The sequence below is a fragment of the Streptomyces sp. KL116D genome (assembly GCF_030766975.1).
GTDB lineage: Bacteria > Actinomycetota > Actinomycetes > Streptomycetales > Streptomycetaceae > Streptomyces > Streptomyces longispororuber_A.
Map to the genome: position 1 here is coordinate 37,362 of NZ_JASERH010000070.1, position 20,238 is coordinate 57,599.

A 20,238-nucleotide genomic window follows, 5' to 3' on the forward strand; every position below is an offset into this window, starting at 1 on the left:
GATCACCTCGTCCCCGGTTGCAGGCGTCTGTCACCGAGCGTCTCCGAGGTGAGGGCGGAGAGCGCGAGGAGGTTCGCCGACGAACCCGAGTTCGTGAGATGGGCCTTGCGCCGCTTGAGAGCTTGGCGAAGTCGGTTTCGAACTTCTTGGAGCTGGGTCCGGCCGCGATGCGCATGGTGAGTGCGGCGCTCGACGATGGCGACCCGGTCCTCTTCGTCCAGGACCGCGCCGGACGGCTCAGATCTCCGTCACTCGGGCTTGAACTCTGTGTCCGACGCGGTCGCCCGGTGGTAGTCGCGGACCGCGTCCAGCACGATGTCCTTGTTGTCAGTCATCGTCATTCCTTTCCGTTGGCCGGCACTCCGCGGTCCTCAGCCCGCCGCACCTTCGGTTCGGTACTTGGCGGACTTCCACCAGCCCGGGTTGTCGCGGTACCACTGCGCTGTGGCGGCCAGTCCCTCGTCGAAGCCGGTGAGCGGCGCATGGCCAGTTCCTCGCGGATCTTGGAGTCGTCGATGGCGTACCGCAGGTCGTGGGCCTCGCGGTCGGCGACGTGGCGGATCATCTCCGGCCCCAGGCCCGTCAGATCCAGCAGGCGTTCGGTGATGGCGCGGTTGGTCCGGTCGTTGCCGCCGCCGATGTTGTAGATCTCGCCGGGCCGGCCGTTGTCAGTACGAGCTGGATGCCGCGGCAGTGGTCGTCCACGTGCAGCCATTCGCGGACGTTGCGTCCGTCGCCGCGCAGCGGCACCTGCTTCCCCTCGAGCAGGTTGGTGACGAACAGCGGGATGAGCTTCTCGGGGGTGCTGGTACGGGCCGTAGTTGTTGGAGCAGCGGGTGACGGAGAGGTTCACCCGGTGTGTGGTCCAGTACGTGCGGGCCACCAGGTCGGAGCAGGCTTTGGAGGCTGCGTAGGGGCTGTTGGGCAGCAGCGGGCAGTCCTCGGTCGAGAGCCCCTCCTCCACCGAGCCGTACACCTCGTCGGTGGGAGACGTGCACGACCCGCTGGACACCGCTGTCCAGCACGGCGTGGAGCAGTGTCTGGGTGCCGAGGGACATTGGTGCGGTGGGAGACGCTCCCGCGTCGGCCAGTGAGCGGTCACGTGGGATTCCGCGGCGAAGTGCACCACGGCGTCGTGTCCGGGCAGCAGTTCGCGCAGCGGTTCCGCGTCGCAGATGTCGCCCTGGATGAACTCCAGGCGCGGGTGCGAGGCAGGAGGAGGTTGCTGCGGTTGCCCGCGTAGGTCAGCTTGTCCAGGACGGTGACCCGTGCGTTCTCCCAGCCCGGGTAATGGTTCTCGAGGAGGTTGCGGACGTAGTGGGGAGCCTATGAAGCCGCTCCGCCGGTGACGAGGATCTTCATGCGGCGACTTCCGCTCAGGGTGTGGTCTCCGACGACCAGGCGGTAGCCGTCCGTGCTCTGCGTGGTGATGCCGACGGTGGCGGAGCGGCCGACGAGGGAACTGTGCAGGCCCTGCACGCCGGTGACCGATGCCCCCGTCCAGGACGATGGAGTGCGCAGGCGGCTGTTGACAACCGCGCAGCCGCGTCCCACGGACGTGTGCGGGCTGATGTGGCTGTCCTCCACCACGGTGCCCGCGCCGATGATCGCCGGCCCCTCGATGCGGGAGCGGACGATGCGTGCCCCTTCCTCCACGACGACCGGCCCCACCAGCACGCTGGTGTCGTCGGCGGTGCCGTCCACGGCGGGCCGGAGGCCGTCCAGGACGCGGGCGTTGCACTCAGGACGTCCGCGACCTTCCCGGGTGTCCTTCCAGTAGCCCTCGTACTCGCTGGCCCGTACGTCCGCGCCCTGTGTCACCAGCCACTGGATCGCGTCGGTGATCTCCAGCTCGCCGCGGGCGTGGGCGTGATGGACGCGATCGCCTCGTGGATCGCGGCGGTGAAGAAGTACACCCCCGATCAGGGCCAGGTCGCTGCGTGGCCGCTGCGGCTTCTCCACCAGGCGCAGTACCTCGCGGTCGGGTCCCAGCTCGGCCACGCCGAAGGCTCGCGGGTCCGCGACCTTGCGCACCACGACGTGGGCTGCGGGGGCGGCAGGCGGCGAAGTCGTCGGCGATGTCGGAGATTCCGTCGGGCAGCATGTTGTCGCCCAGGGTACATCACAGAAGTCGTCGTCGCCGAGGAAGTCCCGGGCGATGGCGACGGTGTGCGCGAGACCGAGGGGTCCTCCTGGCGGATGTAGGTCAGCCGGGCTCCGAACCGCGACCCGTCCCCGAGGACCTGCTGGATCTCGTTGTCGCGGCTGTTGACGATGATGCCGATCTCGTTCACGCCCAGGTCCAGGATGTTCCGCACGACGTATTCCAGGACCGGCCTGTTCGCTATGGGGATGAGCTGCTTGGGCATCGAGTAGCTGAAGGGCCGTAGACGGGTGCCCGATCCGCCGGCCAACACCAGGGCTTTCATAGTGGTCCTCTCGCTTCGTGGGTGCGGACGTTCAGCCGCGATGCTCCGCAGTCAGCCTCTCCAGTACCGGAATCACGTCCTTCGGTGCCGGGGCGGCCAGCATGTCCTCGTACAGGTCGTGGGCCCCCGGCCTGGAACGACGGTTCCGTCAGCAGCCGGACGAGGTCCTTGCGCATGCTGTCGACGTCGATCGCCGCGGGGTCGACGACCAGTCCCGCGCCCCGGCGGCTGATGTACTGCGCGATGACCTTCTCGTCCCACAAGGGGATCGGCACGATCAGCTGCGGTACCTGGAACGCCACACAGGCCCCTGAGGTGCCTCCGCCGCCGTGGTGGATGACGGCCGAGCTCGTGGGCAGTATCTGATTGAGCGGTACGTAGCCGATGGCGCGGATGTTGTCCGGGAGCTCACCCACGGTGGCCAGCTGGTCGCTGTTCAGGGTCGCGACCATTTCCAGATCCAGGTCGGACACGGAGTCGAAGAACTCCCCGCAGGGGGAAACCACCCTGCGGACCGTCGATGAGCCGGCGGGTCTGGCCGAGTGTGAACACCACCCGGGGCCGCTCGGGCCGGGTGTGCAGCCACTGCGGAAACGCGCTGCCGCCGTTGTACGGGATCCAGCAGGACCGGTACGTACCTCAGATCCAGCGGGTACTGCATCCCGCGCCGCCGTCAGGTCGACGGTCCACTGGCCGAGCAGCGTCTCCTCGGTGAAGTCGAGACCGTACCGCTCCAGCACCGGCTCCAGCCACGGCAGCCACGGGTCCTCCGTCAGGCCGGAGGCCGGATCGGCCAGTTCCTGCAGCGTCTTGGACCGGACCAGACCGACGTTGTCCATGCCGAACAGGAGGCGGGCGTGGGCGGCACCGCAGGCACGTGCGGCCACCGCGCCGGTCGGAGCCAGTGGGTCCCACAGCACCAGGTCCGGGCGCCGGTCCCGGGCGAACTCCACCAGCGTGTCCAGGACCGGCCGGCGACCGCCGCCGACCGACTCCGGCGGATGAGTGCGCGTCGAGCAGGTCGGTCAGCATGCCCCGGCAGGTGCGCCAGGTGTTCTCGTCGTCCGGGTCGATCGACGCGGTACGTCGGTCGGGGGCGGTTCGCGGCAGCGAGCAGGGCGCCAGCGAGTCGGCGAGTTCCTCGCTTTCCGCCCAGTGACACTGAAGTGAGGCCGGCCGAGGCGATGTTCGTGAACAACTTCGGGTCGAGACCGGCCTCGGTGGTGGCCATCACGACTTCGTGACCGGCGCTCTGCAGTGCCCATGCCAGTGGGGCGATTGGATATACGTGCGACGATGCCGGAAAGACGTTGAAAAGAATGCGCATCGCTGACCTTCCTCGAGATTGTCGGTGCGACGCCGACAGCTGCCGTTCGCCAGCAGAGTGCAGGCCGGTTCTAAAGGTTCACTGCGCTGTGCGGCCACCCCGCAATTCCCTGCGGCCACTTCTCGCTTACCTGGCCACCCGTCGGAAAGTCCGCTTCATGAAAGCGTGCGGCGCCGGTTCTCGAGAGACTTGCGCACGGCTGCCGCGACCGTGCGCACGTCCTCGTCGCTCAGCCCGGGATGCAGGGGCGGGCACAGGGGTCCGTTCCGCGGCCCAGTCCGAGCGAGGCAGCTGAAGGCTCTGGGAGCCGAAGGCGGGGACCTTGTGCAGCGGTGCGTAGCGGAAGGTCGTGTAGATGCCGTCCTGGTAGAGGTCGCCGGCCAGCTGGTCCCGGATCTCGGGGTCGGTCTGCACCCAGTAGAAGTAGTGGGTGGACTCGTGGCCGTCCGGCAGGGCGGGGGGCAGCAGCACCCCGGGCACCTCGGCCAGTTCACGGTCGTAGAGCGCGCAGATCTCCTGCGACGGCGTACGAACTCGGGGGAGCCGGCGCAGCTGTACGGCGCCGATCGCGGCGGTGAGGTCGTTGCCGATGACACGGCGGCCGGGCTCGGGGATGTCCAGCTCCCACCAGCGGGAGGAGACTTTCGCGTGGCCGAAACCGCTGGGCTGGGCAAGCCCGTGGTAGGCCAGCCGCCTGGTCCTGACCGCTCGTTCCCGGTCCTCGACGTAGATCATTCCGCCGTCGCCGGTGACCAGGACCTTCATGGCGTCGAAGCTCCACATGGCGATGTCACCGAAGGAGCCCACGGCCCGGCCGTCCACCCGGGAGGCCACCGCGCAGGCGGCGTCCTCGACGAGTGTGACGCCCAGCTCCCGGCAACGGTCCGCGATGCGGACGATGTCACCGGGTGAGCCCCTCGTAGTGCAGGACGATCACTGCCCTGGTCCGGGGCGTGAGCGCCTGCTCGATGTCCCTCGACCGTGGGGTTGAGGGTCCGGGGGTCGACGTCGCAGAAGACCGGTCGGGCGCCACAGCTGAGTACGGCGTTCGCGGCGGCGACGAAGCTGAGGGACGGCAGCACCACCTCGTCGCCGTCCTTCAGGTCCAGCGACTCCAGGGCGAGGAAAAGCCCTGACGTGCCCGAGTTGATGAAGACGACGTGTTCGGCAGGCACATCGATGTGCTCCGCGAAAGCAGCCTCGAAGGCCTGGGTACGCGGGCCGTGTCCCAACCACTTGTCTTCGAAGGTCTCGGCAATCGCGGCGAGTTCCTCCGCTCCGACTTGGGGCTGAAAGAGATTGATCATGACTACCTTTCGCGTATCCGGCTGATAGCGACGTCAGAACGATTCGAGTGGTTTTCCCGAACGTGTTCGCTCCGTACGAACACACGGTGACGGGGCTCCATCGTGTGGGGCTGCGCTAAAAGTCCGGCAAAGCGCCGGTCCCGGCGCATCGCGGAATTCGGCTGTTCTTCAGCCGTGAGCATTCGGGAGTTCTGTTCGAGGTGGCGTGGGACAGGGTTCCACAACCGGGACTTCAGCGGCCGGGGCCACGCTCGTCGGGGCGCGCACCGGCGCCGGCCCCCGTGAGCCCGAGGAGAGGACCAGCGATGCGGTCGACGTACGACGAGGATGTCCACACGTCCGGGCTCGCGGGCCCACCGGACCCGCGCCGCTGGGCGGTGCTCGCGGTCCTCTCCTCGCCCTGTTCGTGATCATCCTCAACAACGGGCTGCTCAACGTCGCGCTGCCCAGCGCGATGCACGACCTGGACATCGGCATCGGCACCGCCCAGTGGATCGTCGACGGCTACTCGCTGGTCTTCGCGGCCTGCCTGCTCACTGCGGGCACCCTGTCCGACCGGTACGGCCGCAAGCGGGCCACCCTGCTCGGCGTCGTGCTGTTCGGCGTCGGCATCGCTCCTCGCCCTGGCCGCGGACGGAGCGGCCCAACTGGTCGTCGCGCGGGCGGTGATGGGCGTGGCCGCGTCCCTGGTCATGCCCGGCACCCTGTCCATCCTGGTGGACGTGTTCCCCGAGCACACGAGGCCGCGCGCCCTGGCCGTCTGGGGCAGCGCGTCCGCGCTGGGGTGGCCGTGGGGCCGGTGTTCGGCAGCGCCCTTGTGGAGCCACTTCTGGTGGGGCTCGGTCTTCCTGGTGAACCTGCTGCCGAGTCGCCGGTCGCCGTCACTGGCCGCAGGGTCTCCTGTTGCTGCCGGTCGGCGGCGCCCGTGCCCCGGCCGCTGGACTCCGGTGGGCGCGGTGCTCGGCTCCGCGGTCATGGTGGCCTGGTGTTCGGCGCCATCCACGCCTCGGGCGACGGGTGGACATCGGCCGCCGTCCTGGGTGCGTTCGGCGGCGCGCTGGTGTGCGCCACCTGCTTCGTGGCGTGGGAACGGCGGCACCCCAGCCCGATGGTCGACTTCGCGCTGCTGCGCCGTCCCGCCTTCCTCGGCGCGAGCGCCGGCATCATGCTGCTCTTCAGCGGGCTCGCCGGCACGCTGTTCACCCTCACCCAGTTCCTTCCAGTTCGGCCTGGCGTACGGCCCGTTGAAAGCCGGTCTCGCGCTCGCCCCCGATCGCGGTCGCGGTCGGCGCGGGCTCGTCCCTCGCCCCGTGGCTGGCCCGTCGCACCGGCCCGCGCGGCGCGCGTCGCCACCGGTCTGGCGGCCGCCGCGGCCGGCGCCCTGACACTCGCGGCGGCCGACGGCTACCCAGATGTCCTGCCCGGGCTCGCGCTGCTCGGCGTGGGCGTCGGCCTGGCTCTCGGTCCCGCGACGGACGCAGTTGTCCATGGTCGCACCCGAACGGTCGGGCAACGCGGCAGCCCTCAGCGACACCATGATGGAACTCGGCAACGCCGTCGGAGTCGCCGTCGTCGGCACCGTCCCTCGCGCATGGCACGGTCGGCGCCGCGGCGCCGGCACCGGCGTCGAGGCCGCCGCGACAGCGGGCTTCGTCACCGCGGGGTCATCGTCGCGGCGGGCGCGGTGCTCGCCGGACTGCTGCTGCCCGGTCCGGCCCGCCCGCGGCGGACGCAGAGACGGGAAAGCCGGTCGTGCGCACCCCGCGCACGGGGAAAGAGGGCGCCGGTCCGGTCGGCCTGACCCCGGACAGGGGACACGACCGTGAAAATCTCATGTGCCGCACCCCACGGATTCAGCATCTGTCACGTGCTCCCTTTTCCCTGTCGGTGGTGGCGCCCTCGTGCGACTGTCGCCGCGGAGGCCTGAAGAAGGCCTGCACAGTGCGGAGGAGAAGGGAGATGGAGATCGGTGTCCTCGGGCAGCTCGTGGTGACGGTGCACGGTCGGTCCCTCGTGCCCTAGCGGCCACGTCACGCGGAGGTGCTCGCCCTGCTCGCGGCCAACCTCGGCCGGCATGTGTCACTGGTGCTCCGAGGTCCTCGGCGGACTCAGCGCCATGACGGCCCCTGCTGCCTCCAGGGAGGGGTCTGCACGCCCCTCTGGATCGCGTGCCTGTACCGCTGCTGCCGCTCGGCGAGGGCCTGGACGCCTTTTGCCGACTGCGCGCGGCGATGGTGGACGAACTCGGCATCGAGCCCTCGCGCCGCCTGCAGCGACTGCACCATGCCGTCCTCCGCGACGACCGCGCTGGACTCGGGCTGCGATGGATTTGGCTGCCCTTTTGGCCGGAGGCCTCACGCTCCGGTCCACAGGGGCTGGGGAGTCGGAGGGCGAGGGAAGGATGCGGCGGGGATCTGGTTCTAGCGACCCGCCGGCCGACCGTTCCTGACCTACGACACCGTTCCACTCACGCACTCTGGGAGCCACCTCGCCAGTCGCCTCACGTTCTTTACTCGGCCGCGTCCTCTACCGCGGGCCCTCGCTGGACGAGCTCCCGGCGGCACTACGCCAAAGGCGGCCTCATCGACGACCGGGCGCCCGTGACCGCCGTCAGCCGGGTGCGGATCAGCTCCCCGGCCACCGTGTGGCGGCTGCTGCGACCTGCCGGGCTGGCCCTCCTGGGTGCCGGGGGTCACCTCCGTGCGGCAGGGACCGAAGGGCACCGTGCCGGACGAGCAGTTCCGCTGGAAGCTGGGCGGGATGCCCATCAGGTCGACGCTGGCCGTGGTCGAACCGCTGCAGGAGTTGTGCTGGACCGGCGTGCTCGCCGCACCCGGGCGGTGCACCGCTTCCGGCTCACCACCGTCGACGGCGGGCACGCCACCGACGTGCTGTCGGAGGAGTCCATCGGCGGCCCGCTCATCGCCCTGACTTTCCCAGTGCCAAAGCTGCGCACCGTCCTGCAAGACTGGCTGGAAGCCCTCAGGACCACTGCCGGGGACCGCCGAGACGGCTGAGACGGAGGTCCCCCGGTGAGTGCCACGACTCGGCGCTCGCCAACAACGACGTCGTGCTCGCCATCCGCTTCCTGCTCGAGATGACCTCGCTGGTCTGCTTCGGCATCTGGGCCTGGCGCACTGTTCCGTCGCCGTGGCGCTGGCTCGCAGTGGTCCCTCGTGCCGGTGGCCGTCGGCTGGATGGGGGGCACCGCCGACCGGACGACCCGTCGCTGCTCGGGCGAGAGCGACGTCCACGCCTGGCCCGCTGCGGCTGCTCCTCGAACTCGCGGTGTTCTTCGGCGCGGTGGCGGCTCTACTGCGCGGATCTGCGCCGGGCCGCCCGCTGGCTGCTGGCGATCGTGGTCATCTACCAGGTGCTCGCCCACGACCGCATCGGCTGGCTGCTCAGCCACTGAGCACCTGGCGGCGAGCCCGTTCGCGGCGGCAGGCGGGCCGTCGGCCTGCTCGGCGCAGGTCCGGCGCGGGCGGTGCGCGGCATCGCCGGAAGACGGGCGCCCGGCCGGAGGTGCCGTCACAGCGCGGCCGCCGGCGGTGAGATCGATTTGGCTGTCTTTAGCGGTCAATCACATGCCGTGGCGTGCCTGCCGGGACCCGCTCCACCGTGCGTCGGGATGTCCGGCCGGTCGGGCAGGTGCGCCGTGCGCGTCCGCACACCGGGACGGTCGTCCGCCGCCCTCGGTCCGTCCTTCCCGCCGGCCACGGTGCCGCGGTTCCCGGCGGGGCGTCCAGACGAACCGGACGAGCCCGAGGCGGAACGGAATGACACGCTACGCGTCCCACACCTCCCCGACGGACGGCGCCGAGACCGAGGTGCGGCTGCTGCTTTCCCGTACGCGGGCGGCGGGGGCGTCGGCCTACCGGCGCTGGCAGCACGACCTCGACGCGCACGGGGCGGGCGCGGTGCTGCCCGTCCAGCTGCCCGGCCGGGAAGGCCGGATGACCGAGACCACTGCCACCGACCTGCACGCGCTCGTCGCCGAACTCGACGAGCAACTGGACGCGGAGCTGGAGCACCCGCACGTGTTCTACGGGCACAGCATGGGCGCCCTCGTGGCGTACGCGCTGACCGCCGGCGGCAGCTCCGTGATGCACCGCTGCCCATGGCGCTGGCCTGAGTTCGTACCGGGCGCCGCACCTTCCGGCGCCGAAGATCGCCGACCCGGGGGCGAGCGACGAGGGCTATCGTGGCGTCTCGCCGCGTTGGGCGGCATCCCCGGGTGATCCTGGGGCACCCCGAGTTCCTGGCGGCGCTGCTGCCCGTCGCCCGCGACGACCTCCAGCTGTGCACGACGTCCTTCGCACCGGACGCGGAGGCCGTGCGGGTGCCGCTGCACCTGTTCATCGGGGCCAAGGGACCGGCTCGTGTCGGTGCCCGAGGTGGTGGCTCGGCGACGCCACGCGGGACGCGGCCGCAGGTGCGGTGGTGCCGGGCGGGCACTTCTTCATCCGCGCCCACCAGGACGCCTTCCTGCGGGAGCTCGCGTCCGTGATCCGTCGGTACGACGGGGCTCCGGTGCTGGCCGGCGCCCTGTCCGCCTGACCGGCGGAGGTGGCGACGCCTCAGGACACGCGTACACGGGACGGGTGCTGGACCGCACGTGCGAACGAGGGTCCCGGCCTCCGCGTTCGTCCGTGACCTGGAGGTCAGAGCCGGGGCATCGTCGCCCGCCTCCTGGAACGTCGAGCGGCCTCGCCCGGATCGCGGGCGGGGGCCGGGCCGTCGGCCGGGGCCCGCGGGCAGCCCCGCCGGAGGAAGGGCGGGCCGCACAGCCGCCGCTACAGCCGACGCCACCACCATGGCCGAAAGGCACCCCAGCCGACGCACCACCAGCTTCTCCCGCGGTTTCGACCCACTTTTCTCCCCCAGATATCCAGGAGCGGATGTGCAGGACGACCGGGCGCAAGCCTTCATGACGACTTGACGCAACAACTCGCCGCCGTGCGCCCCGAGACAGCCCAGCGGCGCATCACGGAGCGGAGCCGGCTCACCGGCGACCTCGGTCTGGACTCGGTGGAGCTGGCCGAGCTCTTCGAGCGCATCCGGGGAGACGTACGCGGGAGTGGAGATCTCGGACTGGCTGGCGATGGCGACCGGGCGGAGGGCGACACCGTCGGCAGCCTGGTGCGCTATCTGGCGCTGGCCGTGCCCGAGGCGGCCGCTGGTGGCCGGGGCGCCCGATGACCATCACCCAGGACGCGCCCGCGCGCACCGACTTCGTCGCGCTGGCCGAGAGCTGGCGGAGCGGTTCGGCAGCCGGGCAGCGGAGGCACGACGCGGCGGGCAGCTTCCGCACGAGAGAACGTCGCCGAGCTGGTCTCCCTCCGGCTTTACACCGCGATGACGGTGCCGCGTGAACACGGCGGCGGGGGCGCGGAGTTGTGAGGAGCTGTGCCAGGGGCGCAGGAGACGCTCGCGACGGGCTGTGCGAGCACCGCGTTCGCGGTGAACATGCACGTCCACGGCATCGCGATGATCGCGGGCATCGGTGGTCCCGCCGCCGAGCGGGCCTACCGGGCGATCGTCGACGACGGCGCGGTGATCGCGGGCGGGTTCAGCGAGCCCGGGGTCGGCGGCAACTGGTGGCATCCCACCACGAAGGCCAGAACCGGTCGAGGGCGGTTACCTGCTCAACGGGCGCAGGGCTTCTTCACCGGTTTCCCGGCGGCCGACCTGCTGTTCCTGTCGGCGGCCAGGACCGATGACCGGGGGCCTGCCGGAGCCGGTCGGCTTCCTGGTGCCCAAGCCGGAGCGCGGCGTGAGCGTCACGGCCGGAGTGGGACGCGGCGGGCATGCGGGCGACGGGCAGCCATTCGCTGCTCCTGGACGACCTCTTCGTCGCGGACGCCCACATGGTGGGGGCAGCCCGGCGCGCTGCCGCTGATGTTCATGCAGGGCGTGCACTGGGCGTGGTGCAGCTTCGCGTCCGTGTTCCTCGGGATCGCGCGCGGCGCGCTGGAGACCGTGGTGCGCGAGCAGCGCGGCCGCACCCTGCACGTGCTGGACCGGACGGTCGCCCATCTGCCGGGCGTGCAGTTCCGGGTGGCGGAGATGCGTACCCGGCTCGCGGCCGCGGAGGCGCACCTGCACCAGTCGGTGCGCGCCGATCACGACAGGCGATCGCGGAGGATCCGCTGGGTCACTACATCGAGATGAGCGTGATGAAGAACAGCGTGTGCCGTCTCGCCCACGAGGTGGTGTCGCTGGCGATGCAGGTCCAGGGCGGTTCCGCGCTGATGTCCACTGCGCATCCGCTGCAGCGGGCCTACCGGGACGTGGTCGGCCCGGGCTGCTCGTCCGCCGAACTCCGACGTGACCGCCGAGTGGGCGGGCAAGCACGCGCTCGGAGTGCCGGTCTTCGCCGAACCCCGCTGGGAGGGCTGATCGCCATGACCACCGCCACCGGTGCGGGGCACCGAACGGGCCGTGCGCTGGGCCGAGTTGCAGGACGCGCCCGGACCCTGGCCCGGCGTTTCGAGGAGCGCTCGCGAGTACGTACAGGGCCGGCAGTTCGTCGGCGAGAACATCCGGGACCTGGTGGACGCCCGGGCCACCGCGATCAGCGTGCCCGCGGACCTGGGGGGTTTCGAGGCGACGCTGGAGAGAGCACGCGGCTGCTGCGGATCATCGCCGGGGGCTGCGGGTCGACGGCGTTCGCGCTGGCCATCCACGCGGTCCTGACCGAGGTCGATGCGCAGCGATCTGAGCGTGGCCGTGCGCGAGCGGATGTTCGGCGCGATTGCGCGACGGGGCGTTCGTGGTGGGGCCGTTCACCGACGAGGGGTCGGAGCGGCAGCCAGGTGCGGAAGCCGTCACGACTGCCCGGCAGGTGCCGGACGGTTTCGTCCTGGACGGGCTGAAGCACTTCGCCACGGGGTTCGACGCGGCCCACGCACCTGGAGTGGCGACCGCGGGGCTCGACGACGCGCACCTGCGCCGCCGTTCCAACCTGGCGGCGTTCTTCGTGGAAGAGAAGCCCGCCGAGGGCATCGAGGTGGTCGCTTCCGATGGAGCGGCTTCGCGCTGCCGATGACGGGGTCGCACTCGCGCTGAAGCGCTGGACGGCCTGCGGGTCGACGCCGACGATTCCGGTGTTCCCCGACGGGCTGACCGCTATTGTTCGTGATGGCGCGTCGGCAGTGGGGCACTACTGCTTCGCGGCGGTGTTCCTGGGGCTGGCCGAGGCGGGCCTACAGCGAGCTGGCCGCGCGGAGCGGACTCAGGGCGCCGCCACGACGGCGGTGTCCGATCTGGCCCGGCTGCCCGGCATCCAGTTCGCGGTGGCCCGGATGCGCGGTCGTCGATCGCGACGATGGACGCCCTGCTCGCAGTACGCGACCCGGCACGTGGACCCGGGCGAGGACCTGCCGGCGTTCGTGGCCGAGCACCTGCATCGAAGTACCACATCACCAGCACTGTAGGCGGGCCGAGGCCGAGCACGTCGTGGCGACCGCGTTCGAGGTGATCGGCGGTTCCAGGGATCCCGGACGGCTCACGGATCGGACCAGATCTGGCGGGACGTCAAGGCGGGCCCGCTGCTGCCGTTCAGCAACGACATGTCCCGAGCGAGTTCCATCGGCAAGGCGACCCTCGGCATCAGCCCGGTCGAGGACCCCAGGTGGGTGTGGTTTACGACGTCCATACCGTCCAGCCGTCCGCGTCGGCGACCCGCGCCGGTGGTGCCCTCGACCCCGACCTGGTGCCGATCGACAACGCGTACTACGAAGGGTCGGCGACGACTGGTGGAACACCGAGGGTCCGCTGCGCGCGCTGCGAGATGAATCGGCGCGCACCGGGTATCGACCGCGTCCTCAGGGAGCGTCACCCGGGCCGGGCCGCCGACACCATCGGGTGGTCGACCTGGGCTGCGGCGGCGGGCTCGTCGCGGAGGAGCTCGCCTCGCGCGGTTACCGGGTCACCGGCATCGACCTGTCGCCCGGCACCGTGAGGGAGCCGCCCGCAGGCACGCGGCGGCGTCCGGCGTCGGAGGTGACGTACCAGGTCGGCTCGGCGTACGGGACCGGAGCTGCCGGCGGAGCTGCGCCCGACGCGGTCGTCGCCTCCGACGTCCTGGAGCACTTCCACGACCTGCCGGCAGCGGCGCTCGCCGAGATCGACCGGCTGCTGAGATTGCCCCGGCGGCGTGCTGCTGTTCGACACGGTGAGACCGGACGGTGCGCAGCTATCTGCTGCTCATCCTCGTCGCCGAAGCTCCTCCCGGGATCATCAAGCCCACGGCACGCACAACTGGAAGATGCTCATCCGGCCCACCGAGCTGCGCGTGCTGCTCGCCTCGGTCGGACTGCGGCTCGCCGACACCCGCGGGCTCGGCCCCCGCCCGGTCATGCCGCTGCTGCTGCCCGGCCTGCTGCGCCACCGCCGCCTGGGCGCGTTCACCCTACCGGTGACGTCTCGGCCACCTTCGCATCGGCACGCCGTCAAACGAAGCACCACGTGAAGGACAGGACAACCATGGTCTCCATACGCTCCGCCAGCGTCGCCGGCACCGAGGTGAAGGCCGAACCGGACGCCGTACGCGCGCTCCTGCTCGACGTCGTGGGCTGCGGCCTGCTGATGCCGGGCGTGGAAAGCCTCACGGCCGAGGACGGCGGCGTCTACCACTACGTGCTGACCACCATCTCCAACGGTGCGTCAGCCGCACTCCCGACCACCGCACCCGCTTCGACACCGCCGACGCGGCCCGGATCAGCTGGGAGCCGGTCGGCGCGCACGGCTTCCGTTCCTGGGGCGAGTTCCGCACCGGTCCCGGCACCGAGCCCGGCACCACCTTCCTGGAGATCGACACGCGGTCCGAGGCCGACGTCGACATCGCCGCCGTGGTGCTGCCGCTGGTCGAGCCGTTCGCGCGGCAGCAGACGACCAGGTCACCGAGGGCTTCCTCACCGCCATCAGGAACGGGTCGAGTCAGGCGCCGGGGCTGCGTCATGACGACGGTGTCCGAGGCCCCGGCGGCCGCCCGCACCCGGACCCGCGGGGTGGCGAAGCTGCTCTCGCTGCGCACCGCGGCGCCCGAGACCGTCGTCCCGCAGCAGGGACGCGTTCGAGACGTACTACCGGGACAGGTACCGGGACGTGGCGAAGGCCGAGGAGATCTTCCGCGGCTCCGGGGTGCCACCCGGCACATGGCCTGGGACCCGCGCACCGCATACGCGGACGGCTATCCGCCGATCAAAGCCGCGGATGGCCGCCTGGGAGGGAGAACGTCCTGGCGATGAGCCGCAGCACGGTGGGCGGCGTCCTGGGCGCGGCGGGCGACGCGGACCCGGCTCACCGACCGGATCGGCTCGTTCGTGATGGCCAGTTGCACCGGGTACGCGGGGCCGACCCCCGACATCCTGCTCGCCAAGGAGTTCGGGCTCGCAACGACCTGCGGCGCACCTTCATCGGGCACATGGGCTGCAACGCCGCGTTCAACGTCCTCAAGACGGCGTTCGACGCGCTGGCGGCCCGCCCCGACGAGCTGGTGCTGGCCGGCAGCGCCGAGGTCTGCTCGGTGCACCACCGCCCGGAGTTCACCGCCGAACAGGCCGTCGTGAACGCCCTGTTCGGCGACGCGGGCGCGATGACGCTGCTGGCGGCGGACGACGGCGCCACGCCGGGGCCGGTGTTCTCGGGACGCACACCGAGACCCACCCGAGACCACGCACGCGATGAGCTGGCACATCGAGGGACCAGGCGTTCGGATGACGCTCTCCCCGTGCGTGCCGTTCTACATCGGCGAGAGCATCGCCCGTTCGCTCGAGCGGCTGATCGCCCCGCACGGCCTGGGCGTCGGCGACGTACGGCACTGGGGCGTCCACACGGCGGCGAAGATCGATCGACTCGTGGGCGAGAAGCTGGACCTGACGCCCACTCAGCCGCCCCTGTCCCGGGCGGTCCTCGCCGAGCACGGCAACTGCTCCTCCGCCACGATCCTGCTGATCCTGGACCGGATCCTGCGCAGGAGCGGCCCGCCCCCGGCGAGTACGGCGTGCTCATGGCCTTCTGGCCCCGGACTGACCATGGAATCGGCGCTCGTCCGCTTCTGACCCCGCCCCGACCCGACACACTCGAACCGAGGGACTTCCCGCCATGACGATCACGACGACGAGCGCGCTCGATCCCCGCTGGACCACCCCCGACCTCCATGCCGCCATCAAGGACCACTACGACGGGCTGATCGAGCTGTACGAGGGACCTGTGGGGCGAGCACATCCACCACGTGGGCCTGGCCCGACGGCGAGCTCCGACCGCGGGCGGCACGCCGCCCAGGTGCGCGGTCGAGCTCATCGCCTTCGGCCCGGTGCCGCCGATGGCCCAGGTCCTCGACGCCGGCTGCGGCATCGGCGCCTCCGCGGTGCACCTCGCGAGCCGGCTCGGCTGCACCGTCGACGGCATCACCATCAGCGCCGAGCAGATCGGCCGCGCCGAGGCGAAGGCGCGCCGAGGAGCCAGCGTCGCGACCAGACCACGTTCCGGCTGCTCGACGCGATGCACACCGACCACGACGACACCTTCCTGACGTCGTGCGGGCGCTGGAGAGCTGCGAGCTGATGCCGGACAGAAGGCGTTCCTCGCCGAGTGCACCCGGGTCTCTCGCCGGGCGGCACGCTCCTGGTCGCCGCCACCCTGGTGCGCCCGCGACGAGAGCCTGGACGCCGACGAGACCGGCTGTTGCACCGCATCTACCGCGACTTCGTGGTCTCCCCACGTCCTGCCGCTGGAGCGCTACGCGGAGCTCGCGGGCGAGCTGGGCCCGGCCGACGTCCGCACGGCCGACTGGTCGGAGCAGGTGTGGGACACCTGGAAGCTGTCCACGGACATCGTCAAACCGGTGTCCGCGGCACCTCGGTGGTCTAAGCTGGTCCGCGCCAGCGGGCATGGACATCTTCCGGTTCCTCAACTCGGTGCCGCTGATGAAGCAGGCGAGCGCGCGGTCATGCACTACGGCGTACTGCGCGCACCAAGCCGGCCGGGAGCTGACCGACATGACGACCCTCCGCCCCGCCGCGACGACCGTCGAGTCGCTCGTCGCCGACCTGCTGACCCAGCCGTGGCTGATCGACCTGTTCGGCGAACTCACCGAACGCCAGAAGGCGTCGACCGCGGCGACCGAGCAGCCGCGCGCCAGGACGCCGCCGCCACGCGTCTTCTGGCCCTTCCACTCGCCCCAGTTCCCGCTGATGGTGACCGAGGCGCACGGCAGCGCATCTCGACGCCGACGGCGAACACCCACCGACCGTCACCTTCGGCTTCGGCGCGCAGGCGCTGCGCACGGGCACAGTTCGCAGCCGGTGGTGGACTTCGTCCGCGACCACTCACGACCACCACCGGCGACGGCTACTGCACCCCGGTCGAGGCCCAACTCGTCGACCTGCTGGGTGAGTTCGTGCCGCACTGCGAGAAGTTCGCGTTCCTCAACTCGGGCACCGACGCGACCGCGGCCGCCATCCGAGCTGGCCCGGGCGCACACCGGCCGCCGGATGGTGGCCAAGTTCGAGGGCGCGCTGCACGGCGTGCACGACCTCGGCATGCACACCACGGCCTTCTGGTACCACGGCCACCCGACCCAGCTCCTTCCCCGGCAACGCGCGGACGGCGGCATCGAGCGGCAGTCCGCCCTCACCAGGGTGCCGGCCTGCCGAGCCGCGCGACCTGCTGGTGCTGCCCAACGACCCGGGGTGCGGGCCGTGGAGCTGATCGAGCGGCACAAGACGAGCTGGCCTGCGTGCTGACCGAGGCGGCGTCCTCGTCGTTCTCGTTCGTCGAGCACACGGTCCCGCTCCTGAAGACGGTGTCCGAACGCTGCCGGACGCTGCGCGTGCCGTTCGTCCTCGACGAGGTGCTCACCGGATTCCGCTACGGGCCCGGCGGCGCCGCCGCGTACTTCGGCATCGAGGCCGACCTGTGCACTGCTACGGCAAGGTCCTCAGCGGACTCGGCATCCTGCGTGTCCGCGGTCGGCGGCCGGGCCGCGCTCTCGACCACGCCAGACGTCCCGGCTGCCGCTGACATCGGGCCGCAAGACCTGCGTGCAGACCACCCACGCCGGCAACCACCTGGCGCTGTGCGCCTGTACGCGAGCCTGCGGCGTGCTGCACGAGCAGCGCGACACGTACTACCGAGACGACGAAGGTCGCCCGCGGTAGGAGCGGCTCGCCGCGTTCCGCGCCGAGACGGACATTCCACTGCGGCTCGTCGGGTTCGGCGACTTCATCGGTTCGTTCGGCTCTGGAGCACGACTCGTACGACGACTACCGGGCGTTCGCCGGGTCGGTGAACCCCATCGCGTTCTTCCTGCTGACCCTGATGCTGCGCAAGCGCGGCTTCTACACGCTCAGCCTGCCGATGCTGTTCACCGGCGGCGCGCACAGCACGGAGGGACCTGGACGCGCTGGTGTCGGCGGTCACCGACTCGCGCGCGAACTCGACCGGCACGGCTTCCCGTTCATCCTGCCCGGGACCGGTCAGCGCGCGGAGCGCCGTCGACGAGCGGGTCGACGCCGTCGTCGTCGGGGCAGGCCCGACCGGCCTGGTGGCGGCCGTGCGGCTGGCCTCGCCGCCGGCGGACGCCGGGTACTCCTCCTCGAAGGCGGCGGCGAGCCGGGCGGGCGAGCTCGCACCACCGAGCACCAGGGCTTCCACCCGCTCGGCCCGCGCGCTCCCTGTACCGCACCGCGACCGGCTGCGGGCGCTGGGCCGTGCTGCGCGTCCCGGGCCGGGCGCCCGCACTCCGCGGGCGCTGGCCCTGCGGGACGGGGCGCTGCACCCCGGGGTACGCGGCGGCCGGGGCCCGCCTGCGCGCACCGGCTCTCCGCTCCGTGAACGGATCGCGGTGGCCCGGGCTGCTGCCTGGCCCGCGGCCGCACCGACCTGGCCGGCACCGACGCACGAGTGGCTGGGCGACCGCTGCCCACCGAGCGGGCCCGGCAGAAGGCCGCCTTCGCGGTGCTGCGCATGAGCAGTTACGGGCGCCCCGACATGATCGGCGGACGCATGTCGCGCACTTCGCCGAGGTGCGGCGGTGTGGAGTGACCACGTCGACGGCGGCTGGCGCACCTGACCGACGCGCGCTCGCGCGGGCCGAGGAGCTGGGTGTCGAGCTGCAGCACCGGGTCCCGGTGCGCGGTCGTGTGGGCGCGCGCCCACGGTGGTGACCGCCGAAGGGCATCCGTGCGCGCCCGGTCGGTGGTGCTCGCTTCGGTCCGTCTGTGCGCGCGGCGGGGCCGGCTCCTCGGTCTGGCCGACCGGGCACGAGGTGCTCCTGGTCGCCTGGCGCGCCCCTGCACACCGCCTGCTCTGGACGTGGCGCTGAGCCCGGCTGCCCGACCCGCGCCGCACGCCTCGTCTTCGGCGTCGACGAGCCGCTGTACCTGTATCGGTCTTCCCGCACGGCGGCTGGCCTTTGAGGGGGCGCCGTGCTGCACCTGGCGCATACGACGACGGCGCCGGACTCGGCGCGACCGAGGTCCTGGCTTGGCTGTACAGGCTCGACCAGTGCCAGCCCGGCTGGCAGGACGCCCTGGTGCACGAGCGCGCCCTGCCGCGCATCACGCGATGGCGAGAAGCCCCTGCTCGAGGCGCACCGGCGGCCTGACGGGCCGTCCCGACGTGCGGGTCCCCGGCCATCAGGGGTCTTCGTGGCGGGTGACTGGGTCGGGCCCTCCGGTCTGCTCGCGGACGCCCGCGTACTCCAGCGGGACCCGGGCGGCCGAGGCCGCGGCCGCCCGTCTGTGACGCCCTCAGACGTCAGAAGCTCAAGTCACCTCAGACCCAACGGAGTTGCCATGTCCGATCCGTATCGCCGCGCTCGGGGGCTCGTTGCGCTCGGGCTCGGTCTCCCGCGGCCGCGCGCTGCGGGCGTGCGCGGCGCGAGCCCACGCCGGAGCTTGAGGCCGAGGTCACTCCTGGTGTGCGGCACCGACCTGAGTGCTGCCGCCCCACGGCCCGGACCACCACGAACCCCCTGCGCCGCCGAGCTGCGGCTGCTGTCAGCTGCGCGCCGCGGACGAAAGGGATTGCTTCTGGCCAGTCCGACGTACCACGGCGGCATGTCCGCTGCTCAAGAACGCCCTCGACCACGCGAGGGGCTGGCCGGTGACGACGCCCGGCTACTCTGGACGGACAGCTCGCGCTGCCTGAGCGCGTGGCGTGGAGCAGAGGTGGTACCGGCTGCGTGCCCGCGCTCGCCGCGCTGCGCACCTGCGCGCAGTCGTTGCGCGGCTGGGCCGTTCCGATGGGGGTCGTGGTGCCGGCCGGCACGGAGTTCGCCGCGTCCGGCGCCTGCGCCGACCTCGCGCACCGCGCCCGCCTGGACATCCTCACGGACCAGGTGCTGGAGTTCGCCGCGATGCGCCGGGGCGGCGCGTCAGCCGAGGCTGTCCAGGTCCCGCAGCTGTCGGTCTAGGGCCCGCTCGACCGGGCTCAGCGGAATGGCGGGCCTGACCCTCTCAAAGCGGGTACGAGAGCGTGGACCGGGGATGCTCGTCGGGCAGGTAGAGCCACATCTGCCCGTAGGCGACCAGGCAGTTGTACGCCTCGCCCAGGACGCGGGCGATGACACCCAGGGCGGAACATCGCTCCTCTCGGCAGCCGCACACGACGGTGCGGCGCGGAGCCCTGATGCTCGGGGCGGCGCTAAACGGCCACTAGGGCCGGTCATCGGCCGCATGTGAAAAACGTCACCCCCCACAGGTGAAGGCAGCACTGTCCGCGTCCGGCCGGTAATCGCAGAATTCTGGCCGTGAGACAGCGGCCCCCCGCACGGAGAGTCTCCGTCCGCACCTCACACCGCCCAGACATTCACTGCCCGGCACATTCAGGGAGAGGTTTCCATGGTCAACGCAGTATCGTCCGGCTCACCACCTCGACCCTGACACTCACCCAGGCTCGCGGGGCCAGCCGGTCGCTGGTGATCGAGGACCTGGACGGCGCGGGACAGTGTGACGTCGCGCTGTTCGGCATCTGCATCATCTCCGTCCCGGCGAACGGCGCCACCGGACAGTTCGCGGCATGACCGGTGCCGGGGAGCACAGAAACCGGGACGGCGCCCGTGACGCCGTCACTGCGCTGCCAGGGCTTCAAGCGTCATCTCAGCCTCGGTCGTGGTTCCCGGCGAAAGTCGCCTATCTGGCCTCGCGGCGCGGCGTCACCGCGC

19 protein-coding genes and 6 pseudogenes are annotated in these 20,238 nt (G+C 71.4%); 18 read left to right on the top strand and 7 right to left on the bottom strand.

Features of this window, described 5'->3' with window-relative positions; all coding sequences use genetic code 11:
- Positions 1–337: 337 nt before the first annotated feature.
- The 6 genes and pseudogenes from RBJ77_RS28985 to RBJ77_RS29010 all read right to left on the bottom strand — a co-directional run bounded on the left by RBJ77_RS28985 (position 338) and on the right by RBJ77_RS29010 (position 5,063).
- On the bottom strand, positions 338–715 hold the full coding sequence (locus RBJ77_RS28985; RefSeq protein ID WP_372347703.1) for a hypothetical protein: 378 nt from the start codon (positions 713–715) through the stop codon (positions 338–340).
- A pseudogene (locus RBJ77_RS28990) lies at positions 715–1,330 on the bottom strand (GDP-mannose 4,6-dehydratase); the annotation flags it as partial. The gene RBJ77_RS28985 and the pseudogene RBJ77_RS28990, both read right to left, overlap by 1 nt.
- Positions 1,327–2,429 (bottom strand): annotated as a pseudogene (locus RBJ77_RS28995) (sugar phosphate nucleotidyltransferase). The pseudogenes RBJ77_RS28990 and RBJ77_RS28995, both read right to left, overlap by 4 nt.
- Positions 2,426–3,382, bottom strand: coding sequence for a glycosyltransferase (locus RBJ77_RS29000; RefSeq protein ID WP_372347704.1), 957 nt, complete (start codon positions 3,380–3,382; stop codon positions 2,426–2,428). The pseudogene RBJ77_RS28995 and the gene RBJ77_RS29000 overlap by 4 nt, the downstream one beginning before the upstream one ends.
- Before the next feature lie 500 nt (positions 3,383–3,882).
- Positions 3,883–4,626, bottom strand: coding sequence for a DegT/DnrJ/EryC1/StrS family aminotransferase (locus RBJ77_RS29005; protein WP_372347742.1), 744 nt, complete (start codon positions 4,624–4,626; stop codon positions 3,883–3,885).
- The gene (locus tag RBJ77_RS29010) at positions 4,518–5,063 is read right to left on the bottom strand and encodes a DegT/DnrJ/EryC1/StrS family aminotransferase (protein WP_372347705.1); all 546 of its coding nucleotides are present in this window, start codon (positions 5,061–5,063) and stop codon (positions 4,518–4,520) included. Before RBJ77_RS29010 ends, RBJ77_RS29005 begins: the two co-directional genes overlap by 109 nt.
- A gap of 454 nt (positions 5,064–5,517) precedes the next feature.
- Between RBJ77_RS29010 and RBJ77_RS29015 the strand changes: the two are divergent.
- From RBJ77_RS29015 to RBJ77_RS29100, 18 genes and pseudogenes are all read left to right on the top strand, one after another.
- Positions 5,518–5,607: pseudogene (locus tag RBJ77_RS29015) on the top strand (hypothetical protein); the annotation flags it as partial.
- 124 nt (positions 5,608–5,731) lie between these two features.
- Positions 5,732–6,448, top strand: a complete 717-nt coding sequence (locus RBJ77_RS29020; RefSeq protein ID WP_372347743.1) for a hypothetical protein — start codon at positions 5,732–5,734, stop codon at positions 6,446–6,448.
- Between the two features lie 1,422 nt (positions 6,449–7,870).
- Positions 7,871–8,080 carry a hypothetical protein gene (locus tag RBJ77_RS29025; protein ID WP_372347706.1) on the top strand — a complete coding sequence of 70 codons (210 nt, stop codon included), beginning with the start codon at positions 7,871–7,873 and terminating at the stop codon, positions 8,078–8,080.
- Between the two features lie 53 nt (positions 8,081–8,133).
- Positions 8,134–8,478, top strand: a complete 345-nt coding sequence (locus RBJ77_RS29030; protein WP_372347707.1) for a DUF2568 domain-containing protein — start codon at positions 8,134–8,136, stop codon at positions 8,476–8,478.
- Positions 8,479–8,842: 364 nt separating this feature from the next.
- Positions 8,843–9,304, top strand: a complete 462-nt coding sequence (locus RBJ77_RS29035) for a thioesterase II family protein (protein ID WP_372347708.1) — start codon at positions 8,843–8,845, stop codon at positions 9,302–9,304.
- 697 nt (positions 9,305–10,001) lie between these two features.
- Positions 10,002–10,265 carry a hypothetical protein gene (locus tag RBJ77_RS29040; RefSeq protein ID WP_372347709.1) on the top strand — a complete coding sequence of 88 codons (264 nt, stop codon included), beginning with the start codon at positions 10,002–10,004 and terminating at the stop codon, positions 10,263–10,265.
- A 207-nt stretch (positions 10,266–10,472) separates the two neighbouring features.
- Entirely contained in the window at positions 10,473–11,237 is a 765-nt protein-coding gene (locus tag RBJ77_RS29045) for a hypothetical protein (protein WP_372347710.1), read from the top strand.
- Positions 11,238–11,242: 5 nt separating this feature from the next.
- Positions 11,243–11,299, top strand: a pseudogene (locus RBJ77_RS29050) (hypothetical protein); the annotation flags it as partial.
- Positions 11,300–11,820: 521 nt separating this feature from the next.
- Positions 11,821–12,114, top strand: coding sequence for a hypothetical protein (locus RBJ77_RS29055; RefSeq protein ID WP_372347749.1), 294 nt, complete (start codon positions 11,821–11,823; stop codon positions 12,112–12,114).
- Positions 12,089–12,502 carry a hypothetical protein gene (locus RBJ77_RS29060; protein WP_372347711.1) on the top strand — a complete coding sequence of 138 codons (414 nt, stop codon included), beginning with the start codon at positions 12,089–12,091 and terminating at the stop codon, positions 12,500–12,502. Before RBJ77_RS29055 ends, RBJ77_RS29060 begins: the two co-directional genes overlap by 26 nt.
- A gap of 40 nt (positions 12,503–12,542) precedes the next feature.
- A pseudogene (locus RBJ77_RS29065) lies at positions 12,543–13,199 on the top strand (class I SAM-dependent methyltransferase); the annotation flags it as partial.
- Between the two features lie 136 nt (positions 13,200–13,335).
- The gene (locus tag RBJ77_RS29070; protein WP_372347750.1) at positions 13,336–13,539 is read left to right on the top strand and encodes a hypothetical protein; all 204 of its coding nucleotides are present in this window, start codon (positions 13,336–13,338) and stop codon (positions 13,537–13,539) included.
- Between the two features lie 1,207 nt (positions 13,540–14,746).
- Positions 14,747–15,130: pseudogene (locus RBJ77_RS29075) on the top strand (3-oxoacyl-[acyl-carrier-protein] synthase III C-terminal domain-containing protein); the annotation flags it as partial.
- A gap of 173 nt (positions 15,131–15,303) precedes the next feature.
- Positions 15,304–15,603, top strand: a complete 300-nt coding sequence (locus RBJ77_RS29080) for a cyclopropane-fatty-acyl-phospholipid synthase family protein (protein ID WP_372347712.1) — start codon at positions 15,304–15,306, stop codon at positions 15,601–15,603.
- A gap of 358 nt (positions 15,604–15,961) precedes the next feature.
- The gene (locus RBJ77_RS29085) at positions 15,962–16,816 is read left to right on the top strand and encodes a hypothetical protein (RefSeq protein ID WP_372347713.1); all 855 of its coding nucleotides are present in this window, start codon (positions 15,962–15,964) and stop codon (positions 16,814–16,816) included.
- Positions 16,817–17,357: 541 nt separating this feature from the next.
- Positions 17,358–17,906, top strand: a complete 549-nt coding sequence (locus RBJ77_RS29090; protein WP_372347714.1) for a hypothetical protein — start codon at positions 17,358–17,360, stop codon at positions 17,904–17,906.
- Positions 17,907–17,975: 69 nt separating this feature from the next.
- Positions 17,976–18,116 carry a hypothetical protein gene (locus RBJ77_RS29095; protein ID WP_372347715.1) on the top strand — a complete coding sequence of 47 codons (141 nt, stop codon included), beginning with the start codon at positions 17,976–17,978 and terminating at the stop codon, positions 18,114–18,116.
- Positions 18,117–19,257: 1,141 nt separating this feature from the next.
- Entirely contained in the window at positions 19,258–19,488 is a 231-nt protein-coding gene (locus RBJ77_RS29100; protein WP_372347716.1) for a hypothetical protein, read from the top strand.
- Positions 19,489–19,531: 43 nt separating this feature from the next.
- Here the strand turns inward: RBJ77_RS29100 and RBJ77_RS29105 are convergent, their stop codons facing one another.
- Positions 19,532–19,681 carry a hypothetical protein gene (locus tag RBJ77_RS29105; RefSeq protein ID WP_372347717.1) on the bottom strand — a complete coding sequence of 50 codons (150 nt, stop codon included), beginning with the start codon at positions 19,679–19,681 and terminating at the stop codon, positions 19,532–19,534.
- Positions 19,682–20,238 lie beyond the last annotated feature (557 nt).